At 61.6% G+C, this 12677-nt stretch carries 13 protein-coding genes; 2 read left to right on the top strand and 11 right to left on the bottom strand.

The genetic code is table 11. The annotated features are described in order from the left end of the window. Window positions 1-6 precede the first annotated feature (6 nt). Window positions 7-1755 carry an ABC transporter permease gene (locus KGA89_RS19070; RefSeq protein WP_411740644.1) on the bottom strand — a complete coding sequence of 583 codons (1749 nt, stop codon included), beginning with the start codon at window positions 1753-1755 and terminating at the stop codon, window positions 7-9. Between KGA89_RS19070 and KGA89_RS19065 the strand changes: the two genes are divergently transcribed. Beyond that, window positions 1754-2041 carry a hypothetical protein gene (locus KGA89_RS19065; RefSeq protein WP_013693628.1) on the top strand — a complete coding sequence of 96 codons (288 nt, stop codon included), beginning with the start codon at window positions 1754-1756 and terminating at the stop codon, window positions 2039-2041. The genes KGA89_RS19070 and KGA89_RS19065 overlap by 2 nt on opposite strands. A 39-nt stretch (window positions 2042-2080) precedes the next feature. Here the strand turns inward: KGA89_RS19065 and KGA89_RS19060 are convergent, their stop codons facing one another. Further along, window positions 2081-2248, bottom strand: a complete 168-nt coding sequence (locus KGA89_RS19060; RefSeq protein WP_003203064.1) for a hypothetical protein — start codon at window positions 2246-2248, stop codon at window positions 2081-2083. A gap of 222 nt (window positions 2249-2470) precedes the next feature. On the opposite strand from KGA89_RS19060, the gene KGA89_RS19055 reads away from it, so the two are divergent. Continuing rightward, window positions 2471-3004 carry an REP-associated tyrosine transposase gene (locus tag KGA89_RS19055; RefSeq protein WP_003203062.1) on the top strand — a complete coding sequence of 178 codons (534 nt, stop codon included), beginning with the start codon at window positions 2471-2473 and terminating at the stop codon, window positions 3002-3004. A gap of 655 nt (window positions 3005-3659) precedes the next feature. Here KGA89_RS19055 and KGA89_RS19050 read toward each other — a convergent pair. Genes KGA89_RS19050 through KGA89_RS19010 form a run of 9 tightly spaced genes read right to left on the bottom strand, consistent with a single transcriptional unit; the run spans window position 3660 to window position 12064 of the window. Beyond that, entirely contained in the window at window positions 3660-4733 is a 1074-nt protein-coding gene (locus KGA89_RS19050; RefSeq protein WP_003203057.1) for a chemotaxis response regulator protein-glutamate methylesterase, read from the bottom strand. A 2-nt stretch (window positions 4734-4735) separates the two neighbouring features. After that, entirely contained in the window at window positions 4736-5233 is a 498-nt protein-coding gene (gene cheD / locus KGA89_RS19045; protein WP_223472272.1) for a chemoreceptor glutamine deamidase CheD, read from the bottom strand. Continuing rightward, a complete protein-coding gene (locus KGA89_RS19040) occupies window positions 5230-6066 on the bottom strand; it encodes a CheR family methyltransferase (RefSeq protein WP_223472271.1) in 837 nt (278 codons plus the stop codon). Before KGA89_RS19040 ends, cheD begins: the two co-directional genes overlap by 4 nt. After that, window positions 6063-6599 (bottom strand): chemotaxis protein CheW, encoded by a 537-nt coding sequence (locus KGA89_RS19035; protein ID WP_003203051.1) that lies wholly within the window; start codon window positions 6597-6599, stop codon window positions 6063-6065. The genes KGA89_RS19040 and KGA89_RS19035 overlap by 4 nt, the downstream gene beginning before the upstream one ends. 39 nt (window positions 6600-6638) lie before the next feature. Continuing rightward, a complete protein-coding gene (locus tag KGA89_RS19030; RefSeq protein ID WP_223472270.1) occupies window positions 6639-8297 on the bottom strand; it encodes a methyl-accepting chemotaxis protein in 1659 nt (552 codons plus the stop codon). Between the two features lie 33 nt (window positions 8298-8330). Continuing rightward, the gene (locus tag KGA89_RS19025; protein WP_003203048.1) at window positions 8331-10433 is read right to left on the bottom strand and encodes a chemotaxis protein CheA; all 2103 of its coding nucleotides are present in this window, start codon (window positions 10431-10433) and stop codon (window positions 8331-8333) included. Window positions 10434-10472: 39 nt separating this feature from the next. Beyond that, window positions 10473-10757, bottom strand: a complete 285-nt coding sequence (locus tag KGA89_RS19020; protein ID WP_003203046.1) for a lipid asymmetry maintenance protein MlaB — start codon at window positions 10755-10757, stop codon at window positions 10473-10475. A 15-nt stretch (window positions 10758-10772) separates the two neighbouring features. Beyond that, entirely contained in the window at window positions 10773-11141 is a 369-nt protein-coding gene (locus KGA89_RS19015) for a response regulator (protein ID WP_003203044.1), read from the bottom strand. A gap of 11 nt (window positions 11142-11152) precedes the next feature. After that, window positions 11153-12064: a methyl-accepting chemotaxis protein gene (locus KGA89_RS19010; protein ID WP_371916752.1), complete on the bottom strand. Its 912-nt coding sequence runs from the start codon at window positions 12062-12064 to the stop codon at window positions 11153-11155. Window positions 12065-12677: the final 613 nt, after the last annotated feature.

The following is a 12677-nucleotide window of genomic DNA, read 5'->3' as shown; positions in this document are numbered from 1 at the left end:
CACCCCTCAATCAATTCGAAGCCGACGCTCGGCGAAACCGTACAGCGGGCGCCACAGCAACCGGTTGAAACCCGCCACGAAAATCGACATGACCAAAACGCCCAGCGCCACTCGTTGCAGATCCCCGGCCGTGGTCGCCTGGGCGATGAAGGAGCCCAAGCCGGACGCGTACAAATGGTGGTCGCCCCAGGACACCGCCTCGGCGACGATGCTGGCGTTCCATGAGCCGCCCGCTGCCGTGAGGGCGCCGGTGACGTAGTAAGGGAAGACGCCCGGCAGCGCGACCTGGCGCCACCACTGCCAGCCGCGTATGTGGAAGCTGCGCGCCGCCTCGCGCAAATCGGTCGGCAGGGCGCTGGCGCCGGCAATCACGTTGAACAGGATGTACCACTGGGTGCCCAGGATCATCAGCGGCGAAAGCCAGACATCGGGGTTGAGTTTCAGGGCGACGATGGCGATCACCGCGAACGGAAACAGCACGTTGGCCGGGAACGCTGCCAGTAACTGCGCGATGGGTTGCAGACGCTCGGCCCAGCGCGGGTTCAAGCCGATCCAGACGCCGATGGGCACCCACACCACGCTGGCCAGCACGATGAGTACGCTGACGCGCACCAGGGTGATCAGGCCCAGGCCAAACGTACTGGCGACGTCCTCCCAACCTAACGTGCTGCCGATGAACCGCGACAACTGCAGGATGCCGGCGATGCAGGCAGCGGCGACCAGGGCGAGCCAGACCCGGTCGGCTGTGCGGCTGACGCGGGCACTGGTCTTGAAGCGGATGGACGGCAGCCGGGGGAGTTTCTCCAGGAATAACGAGGCCTTGATGCTGCCCAGCGCCAGCAACACCAAGGGCACCAGGCGAGTCGAGCGCAGCAGGTCGTAGACCCTGGACCGTGGACGCTTCTGGGAGGCGGTTTGCTCGAAGCGGAATTTGTCCGCCCAGGCGACGATAGGCCGGAAAAACAGCAGGTCATAAGCAATGATCACCGCGACCATGGCCAGCACTGCCCAAGCAATCGCGGCGATGTTTTGCTGCTCGATTGCCAGCGCCAGCCATGAACCGATCCCCGGCAGGCTGACGGTGGTGTCGCCGACGGTGATGGCCTCGGAAGCGACCACGAAAAACCAGCCGCCGGACATCGACATCATCATGTTCCACACCAGGCCCGGCGTGGCGAAGGGCAACTCCAGCCTGATGAAGCGTTGCCATGGCGAAAACGCGAACTGTCGGCTGACCTCGTAAAGATCGTTGGGCACGGTTCTCAGCGATTGATAGAAACTGAAGGTCATGTTCCAGACTTGACTGGTGAAGATGGCGAAGATGGCCGCGCACTCCACACCGGTTTCCTTGCCCGGGAACAGTCCCATGAAGAACACAACGGTAAACGTAAGAAAGCCAAGGACTGGCACGGATTGGAGAATATCCAAGGCGGGCAGGATAACGATTGCAGCCTTGCGGCTTTTGGCGGCCAACGTGGCGACGACCAAGGAAAATACAAACGAAGCGAACAAGGCGATGAACATGCGCAAAGTCGTGCGCAAGGTATATTCCGGCAGGTGCACCAGATCAAGGGACAGCGGTGAAGCATCAAGCACGCCGAGGGGCTGGTTCATTTGATCCAGGCCATGGAAGACAAAGGCAGCCAAGAGCACCAGGAGGCCCAACAGCGCTATATCGGCCCGCCAGGAATTAGCAGGAAGTTGTTCCCGGTTTTTGAAGGGCGTCAATACAGGTGCAAGGAAAGAAGGGCGCATGGATCACCTCTATTTACTGTTCAAAGCCAGAGCTGCGACCACACTTGCGATCATTGGAAGTCATGAAGTTGAAGCGCACTTGAACGGGTGCGTTAAATGCCCGGCAAGATTAAGGGCTGCCTGGGCTGAAGACCACGCTGACTTGGGACATGAAAATATACTTTGGTATATCCGTTCCCCTTCGGTGAAAGAACTTCGCCATATTTTTCGCCTATTGAAAGTTGCGCGAGGGGGGCGGGAGGGCGTTCGTCTGATCCGTATTTTCCTGCGTCAGGTGCCTCTGTAATGAACCCGGCCCCCACCCCAGAATAACCACGCGGTTTGCCTATCGGACGGCCCGTGTACTGCAATTTTTTGGTCCAGGAGTGCTCATGGCGAAGATGGCGATTTTTTTAGGTGGGTTTTTGGCGCTGACTATTTTGATCGGCGTGCTGGCGACGATTTCGCCCGTGTAGGCAACGGCTGCTGGAAAGCCTGCGGAGAGCGATTTCATTGATCGTTCCCACGCTCTGCGTGGGAATGCCTCCACGGACGCTCCGCGTTCGGCTCTTGAAGGGACGCAGAGCATCCCAGGCTGCATTCCCACGCAGAGCGCGGGAACGATCATCGAGTTTTTTCCGACCATTCCCACATGCTCCGAGCCCTGTTCGTCTATCCGCAAATGGCTCCAAGCCGGCAACATAGTTGTTCCTCACGCCGCAAAGGAAGGCATCCCATGGGCCGGAGCCGCTACGTCATTACCGAACCCGAAAAACCCCACTTTCTCACCTGCACATTGATGGAGTGGTTGCCGCTGTTCATACGGCCCTATCTCGTTGATCACCTGCTTGGGTGCTGGCGCTATCAGCAAACCCATCAAAACTTGCAGTTGTTCGGTTATGTCGTTCTTGAAAACCATCTGCATTTCGTTGCCCAAGCGCCGAATCTGGGCAAGTGCTTGCGTCAGTTCAAATCCTTTACGGCGCGCCAGATCATCAACGACCTACAGAGCAAGGGCGCTGCGCGGGCATTGCAACGCCTGCGGTTCAGCAAGCGAGCACATAAGCAGGACAGGGTCTATCAGCTCTGGCAAGAAGGCTCACATGCGGAGCAAATCCATAGCGAAGCGGTCATGCGCCAGAAACTGGATTACATCCATTTCAACCCAGTGAAGCGTGGGTACGTGGAGTTACCGGAGCATTGGCGCTACTCCAGTGCACGCAATTATGCGGGGATGGAAGGGTTGATTGAGATTCAGCGATGGTATTGACCGCGGCGTTCACTGCCCTCCGCCAGAAGCGGAACGCAGAGCGTCCCTGGCGGCGTTCCCACGCGGAGCGTGAGGAACGATCGTTCACCGCCACCGCAACCTGATCGCTCCCACGCTCTGCGTGGGCATGCATCCCGTGACGCTCTGCGTCACCTTCCAGAAGCGGAACGCAGAGCGTCCCTGGCGGCGTTCCCACGCGGAGCGTGAGGAACGATCGTTCACCGCCCCGCCACCTGATCGCTCCCACGCTCTGCGTGGGCATGCATCCCGTGACGCTCTGCGTCACCTTCCAGAAGCGGAACGCAGAGCGTCCCTGGCGGCGTTCCCACGCGGAGCGTGAGGAACGATCGTTCACCGCCACCGCCACCTGATCGCTCCCACGCTCTGCGTGGGCATGCATCCCGTGACGCTCTGCGTCACCTTCCAGAAGCGGAACGCAGAGCGTCCCTGGCGGCGTTCCCACGCGGAGCGCGAGGAACGATCGTTCACCGCCACCGCCACCTGATCGCTCCCACGCTCTGCGTGGGCATGCATCCCGTGACGCTCTGCGTCACCTTCCAGAAGCGGAACGCAGAGCGTCCCTGGCGGCGTTCCCACGCGGAGCGTGAGGAACGATCGTTCACCAGATCAAGCTCCGCTGTAGGGACGGTCGTTGTTACCGATGCAGAATCACCTGCGCAATCTCCTGCAACCCCATCACTCGTTGTGCGGCGTTGAGTTTGATCGCTTCCTTGGGCATGCCGAAGACTACGCAGCTGGCTTCGTCCTGGGCCACGGTGGTGCTGCCGGCGTCGAGCATTTCCTTCAGGCCGCGGGCGCCGTCGTCGCCCATGCCGGTCATGATGATGCCGGTGGCGTTGCGGCCGGCGAATTTGGCCACGGAGCGGAACAGCACATCCACCGAAGGGCGGTGGCGGTTGACCAGCGGGCCGTCCACCACCTGCACGTGATAGAACGCGCCGCTGCGGGTCACCATCATGTGTTTGCCGCCTGGTGCGATGAGCGCCAGGCCCGGGTGGATGCGGTCGTTGTTGCGCGCCTCGCGCACTTCGATCTGGCACAGGCTGTTGAGCCGGGCGGCAAACGAGGCGGTGAATTTTTCCGGCATGTGCTGGACGATGACGATGCCCGGGCACACTCGCGGCAGGGCAGTGAGCACCGCTTCCAGGGCCTGCGTGCCGCCGGTGGAGGTGCCCAGGGCGACGATGCGTTCGGTGGTCTGCGCCATGGCGTGGCCGTTGGCGGCGGGCAGCATGGCGTCGGCGGTGAGTTTGGTCGCGGGCGTCAGCGCGATCGGGGCGGGACGCTTGCCCAGGTTGCGCACGTTGACCTGGGCGGCGGCACGGATCGCCGACACCAGTTCCGGCGCCGACTCCAACAGAAAGTTCTTCAGGCCGGTGGTGGGCTTGGTGATGATTTCCACCGCACCAGCGGCCATCGCCTGCAAGGTGGTTTCCGCGCCCCGGGGTGTCAGGGACGAGCAGATCACCACCGGAGTGGGGCGCTCGCTCATGATTTTCTTCAGGAACGTGATGCCGTCCATGCGCGGCATTTCCACGTCCAGCACGATTACGTCGGGCCATTCCTTGGCCAGTTTGTCCATGGCGAAAATCGGGTCGGACGCCGCGCCCATGACGTGGATGTCCGGTGTGTCGCTGAGGATCGCCAGCAACACCTGGCGAACCACGGCAGAGTCATCCACCAGCAGTACATTGATCTTTTTTGACATAGTCAGTGCCGGGTCCTTATAGGTTGGTGCCTGACCCACACATCGCCGCTGCAAAGGTCGAAGATGATGCTGCGGTGGCCAGTGCTGCCCATGTCCTGGGCGATCAGGTCGAGGCGATAGAGGGCGGCCATTTCCAGCGCGGCGTTGACGTTCAGCCGCGCCACATCGCCGTAGGGCACGTGGCGTTGCAGCTCGGGGAACATCTCGCCGCCGCCGAACAGCTTGAGTTGGTAATCCTCGGGTTCGGTGTGGTGGGCCCGGGCCTGGTGGATAAACAGTTCGATGGCTTCGTCGGCATAGAGGCCGTTCAGTGCGGTGGAGCAGCGCACCCGACTGGGCAGCATGAAGTGGCACATGGCGCCGATCCTGCGTTCCGGATGCCACAGCGTGATAGCCACGCAAGAGCCGAGGATCGTGCGCAGGCGGGTCGGGCAGGTGGCGAAACGAAACTCCCCGGGCGCCAGGTACACCTCGGCCACTTTCCTGATGGCGGCGTTCATGGTTTGCGGTAAATCGATGGCGCCACCAGTTTCAATGCATCGGACACACCGTTGAGGCTTTCCGAGTGGCTGACGATGAAATACCCGCCGGGCTTGAGCCGGGGGAACAAGCGGGCAACCACTTTGCTTTTGGTGGGTTGGTCGAAATAGATCATGACGTTGCGCAGGAAGATCACATCGAACTCCCCCAGCTCCGGCAAGGTGTCGTTGAGGTTGACCTGGATGAAGTTGACCCGGTTGCGCAGCGCCCGGTCGATGAGGAACGTGCCTTGCTGGCTGCCGGTGCCCTTGAGGCAATATTTCACCAGCAGCGGCTGGGGCAGGGTGCGGGCGCGCTCCATCGGGTAATGCCCGGAGCGCGCCTTGGCCAGCACCTGGCTGCTGATGTCCGAACCGATGACTTCCCAGGGTGTGGTGCCCAATCCTTCGGCCAGGGTCATGGCCAGGCTGTAGGGCTCTTCCCCGGATGAACTGGCCGCGCTCCACAGGCGGAAAGTCTTGCCCGGTGTCGCGTGGGGCAGCACGTGTTGGCGCAGGAAGTCGAAATGCTTGGGCTCGCGGAAAAAGTAGGTCTCGTTGGTCGTCAACAGGTCCAGCGCGACCTGCAGCTCATCGGTACGCTGGCCGTTCATGATCAGTTTGAAATACTCGCCGTAACTGTCCAAACCATAGTGCTTGAGGCGCTTGAACAAACGCCCGGCCACCAGGGCCTTCTTGGCCTCGGACAGGCTGATGCCGGCGGCCTGGTACAGCCAGGACTGGAACTGGCCGAACTCTCGATCAGTGAGCGCCAGTGAATTCACCGTGCGTTCCTTGCAGGTATCGGCGTTCACGGGGCATCCACTTCCAGCGCGCTCGGGCTGGCTTCTGCAAGTAGGGACATCTCGTCGATGGACAGCACGCGGTCCACCTCCAGCACGATGACGAACTTGCCGTCGACCTTGGCCATGCCGCTGATGAAATCGGCACGGATCTTCGCGCCGAAGCTCGGTGGCGGCTCGATCTGCGAGGCCGGGATTTCCAGCACCGCCGATACCGTGTCCACCAACAGGCCAATGTCCTGGGCCTGGCCGTCGGCGCTGGCCGCCTCGATGATCACCACGCAGCTGCGGCGACTGATCGCCGAATTCGGCCGGCCGAAACGGGCCGACAGGTCCACCACCGGCACGACCGCGCCCCGCAGGTTGATCACCCCGCGCACGAAGGCCGGCATCATCGGCACCACGGTCAGGTTGCCGTACTCGATGATTTCCTTGATGCACAGGATGCCGATGGCAAACATCTCCGTGCCGAGCATAAACGTCAGGTATTGCGCTTCTTCCTCGACCGCAATGGCGGTTTGACGTGTGGTCGCGATGGCGCCCATGCCTTTATCTCCTTTAAGCGAGCCTGTGGGAACCAACCGTCAGAATCGGGTGAACTCGGATTCGTCCGGCGCGCTGGCCATGCTGTAGGCGAAAGCCTTGGGCAGGGCGGGCGCGGCAGCTCGGGCCGGCCTGCGGCTGGACGGGCCCGGCGTGTTGTCCACCTTCAACGGTTGGTTGGCCGGTTTGGGCGGCGTGTCCAAGGTGAAGAAACTCATGGCCTGTTGCAGTTGCTCGGCCTGGCTGCTCATTTCCTCGGCGGTGGCGGCCAGTTCTTCGCTGCTGGAGGCGTTTTGCTGGGTCACCTGGTTGAGCTGGGTCATGGCGGTGTTGATCTGCGCCACACCGGCGGCCTGTTCTTCGGAGGCGGCGCTGATTTCCTGCACCAGGTCCGAGGTCTTGTTGATCGAAGGGACCATCTCGTTGAGCAGGTTCCCGGCCTTTTCCGCCATGTCGACGCTGCTGGACGACAGCTCGCCGATTTCCTGGGCGGCCACCTGGCTGCGTTCGGCCAGCTTGCGCACTTCGGCGGCGACCACCGCGAAGCCTTTGCCGTGTTCACCAGCGCGGGCAGCCTCGATGGCGGCGTTGAGCGCCAGCAGGTTGGTCTGGTAGGCGATGTCGTCGATGATGCTGATGCGCTGGGCGATTTTCTTCATCGCCACCACGGTCTGCTGCACCGATTCGCCGCCGTCGGTGGCTTCCTTGGCAGCCTTGCTGGCCATGCCGTCGGTGACCTTGGCGTTCTCGGTGTTCTGGTTGATGCTCGCACTCATCTGTTCGATGGAGGCACTGGTTTCCTCGACGCTGGCCGCTTGCTCGCTGGTGGCCTGGCTCATCGATTGCGCGGTGGCGCTGACTTCTTCGGAGGCGCTGGCCAGGTTGTCCGCGGCGTTACGCACTTCGCCGATGATGTGCGAGAGCTTGCCGACCATGTTCTGCATGGCGTTGAGCACCATGCCGGTTTCGTCCTTGGAGCCGCTCTCGATTTTTGCGTTCAAGTTGCCTTCGGCCAATTGTTCGGCGACGGCCGCGGCCTGTTTCAAGGGGCGGGAGATGATCCGCGAAATGAACAGCGCCAGGCTCAGGCCCACCAGCAGGGCGGCAATCAGCACGACAATGATCGACAGGCGCGATTTTTCAAACAGCGCTGCGCCACGCTCGCTGGCCTTGCCGGCTCCGAGATCATTGAGCTCCACCATTTTTTGCAGATCAGTGGTCACCAGCTCGAATCGACGCTTGGACTCGCCCCTGAGCAGGGCATGGGCCTGTTCGGTCAGGTTTTGCCGGGACAGCGCAAGCAGGTCCTTGCTCATCGCGAGGTAAGCGGCCCAATCATTGCGGGTGGTTTCGAACAGCTGGCGGTCTTCGGCGTTGGAGAGCAGCTTTTCATAGGTGTCCAGGCGCGTTTCAAAGGCTTTTCTGGCGTCTTCCGCTTCTTGCTCAGTGGTGGTGCGCTCCTGCTCGGAGTCGGCGGTAATGTGGCGGTTTTCCTTGAGGCGATACTGTGCCGCGAAGAAACGCATGCCCGAGGCGGCACGCATGGACGGCATCCAGTTTTCCCGGATCTCGACCGTGGTGCCGTTCACTTCGCCCAGTTGGATGATCGCGAACACACCCATGACGGCTGTCAGTGCCAGCACCACAAGAAATGAAGTGATCAGTTTGGTGGCGATTCTAAGATCGTAGAACCATTTCATTGGGAAGTACCTCTCCATGGAATTGCTAAAGCGTCAGCGAGCGTTGGCTTGTTGGAATTGAGTCGGTGTGTAGCGGTTTTCCACTTGGGCGATCTGGGTGAGCAGCGCCGGTACGTCGAGGATCAACGCCACGGCGCCGCTGCCCAGGATGGTCGAGCCACTGATGCCGCGAAGGGCACCAAACAGCTTGCCCAGCGGCTTGATCACGGTCTGGAATTCACCCAGCAAGTCATCCACCACCAGCCCGGCCTTGAGTTCGGCATAGCGCACCACCACCACGTTCTGCCGGCGCGCGGCCGGGCCTTCGTGGCTGAAGTGATCGCGCAGGTAGACCAGCGGCAGCACCTCGCCGCGCAGGTCGAGGTAGCCTTGTTCGCGGCTGGCGAGCCCATCGTCTTCGCTCAGCTCGATGCATTCCTGGACCATGTCCAGCGGAATGACATAGGTCGATTGACCGATGCCCACCAGAAAACCATTGATGATTGCCAGGGTCAGCGGCAGGCGGATACGGACCACGGTGCCCTTGCCAGGCTGGCTGTCCAGGTCGACGGTGCCGCGCAGCAGGGTGATGTTGCGCTTGACCACATCCATGCCCACGCCACGCCCCGAAAGGTTGGTCACGGCCTGGGCGGTGGAGAAGCCAGGTTCGAAAATCAGGTTGTAGATTTCCTGGTCGGTCGGGCTCGCGCCCGGTGTTACCAGGCCACGTTCCTGGGCTTTTTCCAGGATCCGGTCGCGGTTCAGGCCGGCGCCGTCGTCGGCAATTTCCAGCACGATGCTGCCCGAGTCGTGATAGGCGTTGAGGTGCAGGTGCCCCTTGGCTGGTTTGCCAGCGGCCAGGCGCGCCTCGGCGGTTTCAATGCCGTGGTCCATGGCGTTGCGCAGCAAGTGCATGAGCGGGTCGCCGATTTTTTCCACCACTGTCTTGTCCAGCTCGGTCTCCGCACCGCTGATGATCAGGTCGATGTCCTTGCCCAGTTCCTGGCTGACATCGCGCACCACCCGACGAAAGCGGTTGAAGGTTTCGCCGATGGGGATCATGCGCAGGCGCAGGGCGCCGTCGAGGATTTCCTCCACCAGTGACGACACCGTCGAGGTGGATTCCTGCAACGGATCGTTGTTGCAGGTGCGGGCCAGCAGGCTGGCACCGGCGCTGGCGATGACCAGTTCGCCCACCAGGTTGATCAGTTCGTCGAGCTTGTCGGCATTGACCCGCACGTAGGTGCCGTCCTTGGCCTTGCTGTCGCTGGTCACCGCTTGTTTGTCGCTGGCGATCTGGGCAGGCACGCGCGGCGTCTTGCGTTGGTCGGACAACAACTCGCCGGTGGTGACCAGGGCGGTGTTTTCCTCGACCTGTTCCGGAGACGTGGCAACCAGGCCGGTGTTGGCCTGGGGGGCGATGTCGTTATCCAGGGCAACGATCTCGATCACGCAGTCTTCCCGGACGAAGTCGAATACTTCGTTGATCGCGCCGTGGCTGGCGGCCGAGCGAAACTCGATGTCGAAGCCCAGGTAGCAGGATTCGGCGTCCCAGGCATCGGCGGCGGGCAGGGCGTCGGTCAAGGTGGTGAGGTCGACGATTTCACCCAGGGTTTGCAGATAGCGCAGGAACGACAGCGGGTCCATGCCGTTGCGGAACACGTCCTGGCCGAAGCGCAGGGAGATGTGCCAGAGGCGCGTTTCGCCGGGTTCGCTGGTGTTGATTTCAGGGGTAGATGTCGGGGCCGCAGCGGGCGAGGGCGCCTGGTACTCCTGCAGGATCTGGCACAGCTCCACTTCCCGCTGCAGGGCCGGTGGCGGCAGCGCTCCGCCCTGGTTGGCGGCCACGTTGATCAGTTCCAGCATGTGATCGCTGGACTTGAGCAGCACCGCGATCAGGCCGGCGTCCACCTCGACGCTGCCATTGCGCAGGCGATCGAGCACGTCTTCGACGATATGGGTGAAGCTGACGATCGGTTCCAGGCCGAACAGCCCGGCCGAGCCCTTGATCGTGTGCGCCGCCCGGAAGATCGCGCCAATGGCGTCATCGTCGCCGGGGTCGGTTTCCAGTTGCAGCAGCGACTCTTCCATCGCCTGCAACTGTTCCCGTGCCTCGACGATGAAGGTCTGTTGTGCCTGATCGAGATTGATGCTCACGCTCATATCCTTTGTCGTGTCCGACGTATTGCAACAGCCCTAGGCAACCAGGTTGCACAGGGCAAGTGTTTCCGTGACGGCCTTGCTTTGGCCCGTCAATGTCAGTTGGGTGCCGGCCTTGGCGGCCTCGCGCTGTACCATCAGCAGCAGTTGCAGGCCGGCGCCGTCCATCTCGGTGATCTGCGACAGATCGAGGGCCATTCGCGGTGTTGCGCCCAGGTGCGGCAACCATTGCGCGGCCAGGTCGGCGGCGGTGTAGATCGTCAGCTCGCCGTCGATGTGCACCTGGGCGGTGTCATCGTGTGTCTCGTATTGCCACGGCATGGGAGCCTCCGGCTATCAAGGAAGAATCAGCTTGGATACCGCCGCCAGCATCTGCGCCGGCTGGAACGGCTTGACCACCCAGGCCTTGGCTCCGGCGGCCTGGCCTTCCTGCTTCTTCGATTCCTGGGATTCGGTGGTGAGCATGATGATCGGCGTGAACTTGTAGCTGGCCAGCTTCTTGACCTCCTTGACGAAGGTGATGCCGTCCATGTTGGGCATGTTCACGTCACTGATGATCAGGTGCACTTTCTGGCCATTGAGCTTGCCCAGCGCGTCCTTGCCATCGCTGGCTTCGATCACGTCATAGCCGGCACTTTTCAACGCGATGCCGACCACCTGTCGAACGCTCGCGGAGTCGTCGACAACCAATACACTTTTAGCCATGAACGGCGCTCCTAAAAGAAGGTAATTTCCTGTGAAGTCTGTTGCGCGCCCGAGTCGCCGTGGTGATTACGGCGTTGCTCGTCGGTGGCGTAAGTGGTTTCCATGCGCGCCAGCCATTGGCGGGCGTCGATGGAAACAGCCTGTTCGGGCGACTGGCTGGCCTGCTGCATGTGCACATGCAGGTCCTCGATGTTGTCGCGCACGTGGCTGAGGATCTGGCTGACCCGATCCTGGAATTGCAGGCTGACCAGCACCTCGGTGAGTTCATCGCGGATGCCGAAGCTCTCGCGCTGCAGCATGTCGGCCGAGTCGGCCAAGCTGCCGGTGACGCTCTTGAAGCGCTCCAGCACCTGCTGGATGCTTTGCTCGGAGGCACTGACCGAATGGCTGTCCTGGTCCGCGCCGCTGGACGCGGCATGCACCAGTTGGGTGATGGCGTTGTTGATGATGTCGACCTTGGCCGACATCTGCTGGCCGGTCTCGCTGGATTTGCTCGAGAGACTGCGCACGGCGTCGGCCACCACGGCAAACCCACGCCCGGCCTCGCCGGCACGGGCGGCTTCGATGGCGGCGTTGAGGGCCAGCAGGTTGGTCTGTGCGGCAATCGCCGCGACATCGGCGGCCATGGTCCGCAGCTCGCCGGTATAGGCGGTCAGGTTACGCACCTGGGCCAGGGTTTCATCGCGGCTGGCCTGGGTGGCCTTCAGGGAATCGATGACCTTGACCAGTTCACTTTCGCTCTGGGCCAGCACCTGTACGGCACCGCCACTGCTGCTGCCGGCCAACTCACCGGCGGCCAGTTGCGAGGCTTGCACGGTCTCTTCCAGGCGCGAAGAAATGCCGGTAAAGCGGCTGGTCAGCGAGACGATTGCGGTTTCGGTCTGCTGCCTGGAGCTTTCGACCTGCTTGGCCCAGATCGGCATCGCACCAAGAATGACTTCGTTGAGTTGCTCGCTGGTTTTATGGGCCAGGTGCTCGCTGGCTTGCAGGTCGTGGCGGGCCATGGCGGCGGCGATGGCGCGGTCGAACTGCTGACGTTGCGAACGCGCACCCCATACGCCAGCACCGACGCCAACGGCCAGGAGGGCAACAGCCAGGATGATGTTTTGAACACTTGGACCGTTGAGCAGTAAGACGCCAACGGCAGCAACAAAAGCGACGAGCACTGTGTTCCAGAGGATGCGAGGTGGTTGGGCGAAGGAATGACCGTGTGGGTACGACGTCATGGTTCGGTCCTTGAACAGAGTTTCTAACAGGTTATTTGCGAATAACTGGTTATCTGCGACCTCTACTCGGACTTTAAGACCGGCTGTCCGATACCGGTATTGCATAGGCATTGGCCTACACAGTACGTGGCACTGTGCTACTTCAGATTAGACGCTGTCTGTGAAATGTCGAATGCACCCGACGAAGGTATAAGCCGCAACATAGAACCCTCAAGAGTGCTCTCCGGTTGATTCTTCTGAAACAGACTGAATGGATTGCGCTAAATTACCCCGCATTGGATTTCGAACCTGCCATCAGAGCCCCCATGCC

The sequence above is a fragment of the Pseudomonas sp. A-RE-22 genome, assembly GCF_019956035.1.
GTDB classification, from domain to species: domain Bacteria; phylum Pseudomonadota; class Gammaproteobacteria; order Pseudomonadales; family Pseudomonadaceae; genus Aquipseudomonas; species Aquipseudomonas brassicacearum.
Note: the sequence above shows the minus strand (reverse complement) of the source record. Positions and strands in the feature narration are given on the sequence as shown.

Bases quoted from the DNA above. Each gene is read 5' to 3' on its own strand.
- cheD (WP_223472272.1), bottom strand. From the start codon at position 5,233: ATGAACGCCGCCATCAGGAAAGTGGCCGAGGTGTACCTGGCGCCCGGG.
- KGA89_RS19070 (WP_411740644.1), bottom strand. From the start codon at position 1,755: ATGCGCCCTTCTTTCCTTGCACCTGTATTGACGCCCTTCAAAAACCGG.
- KGA89_RS19050 (WP_003203057.1), bottom strand. From the start codon at position 4,733: ATGTCAAAAAAGATCAATGTACTGCTGGTGGATGACTCTGCCGTGGTT.
- KGA89_RS19015 (WP_003203044.1), bottom strand. From the start codon at position 11,141: ATGGCTAAAAGTGTATTGGTTGTCGACGACTCCGCGAGCGTTCGACAG.
- KGA89_RS19010 (WP_371916752.1), bottom strand. From the start codon at position 12,064: ATGCCGATCTGGGCCAAGCAGGTCGAAAGCTCCAGGCAGCAGACCGAA.
- KGA89_RS19035 (WP_003203051.1), bottom strand. From the start codon at position 6,599: ATGGGCGCCATCGCGACCACACGTCAAACCGCCATTGCGGTCGAGGAA.
- KGA89_RS19065 (WP_013693628.1), top strand. From the start codon at position 1,754: ATGGATCACCTCTATTTACTGTTCAAAGCCAGAGCTGCGACCACACTT.
- KGA89_RS19020 (WP_003203046.1), bottom strand. From the start codon at position 10,757: ATGCCGTGGCAATACGAGACACACGATGACACCGCCCAGGTGCACATC.
- KGA89_RS19030 (WP_223472270.1), bottom strand. From the start codon at position 8,297: ATGAAATGGTTCTACGATCTTAGAATCGCCACCAAACTGATCACTTCA.
- KGA89_RS19060 (WP_003203064.1), bottom strand. From the start codon at position 2,248: ATGAAATCGCTCTCCGCAGGCTTTCCAGCAGCCGTTGCCTACACGGGC.
- KGA89_RS19055 (WP_003203062.1), top strand. From the start codon at position 2,471: ATGGGCCGGAGCCGCTACGTCATTACCGAACCCGAAAAACCCCACTTT.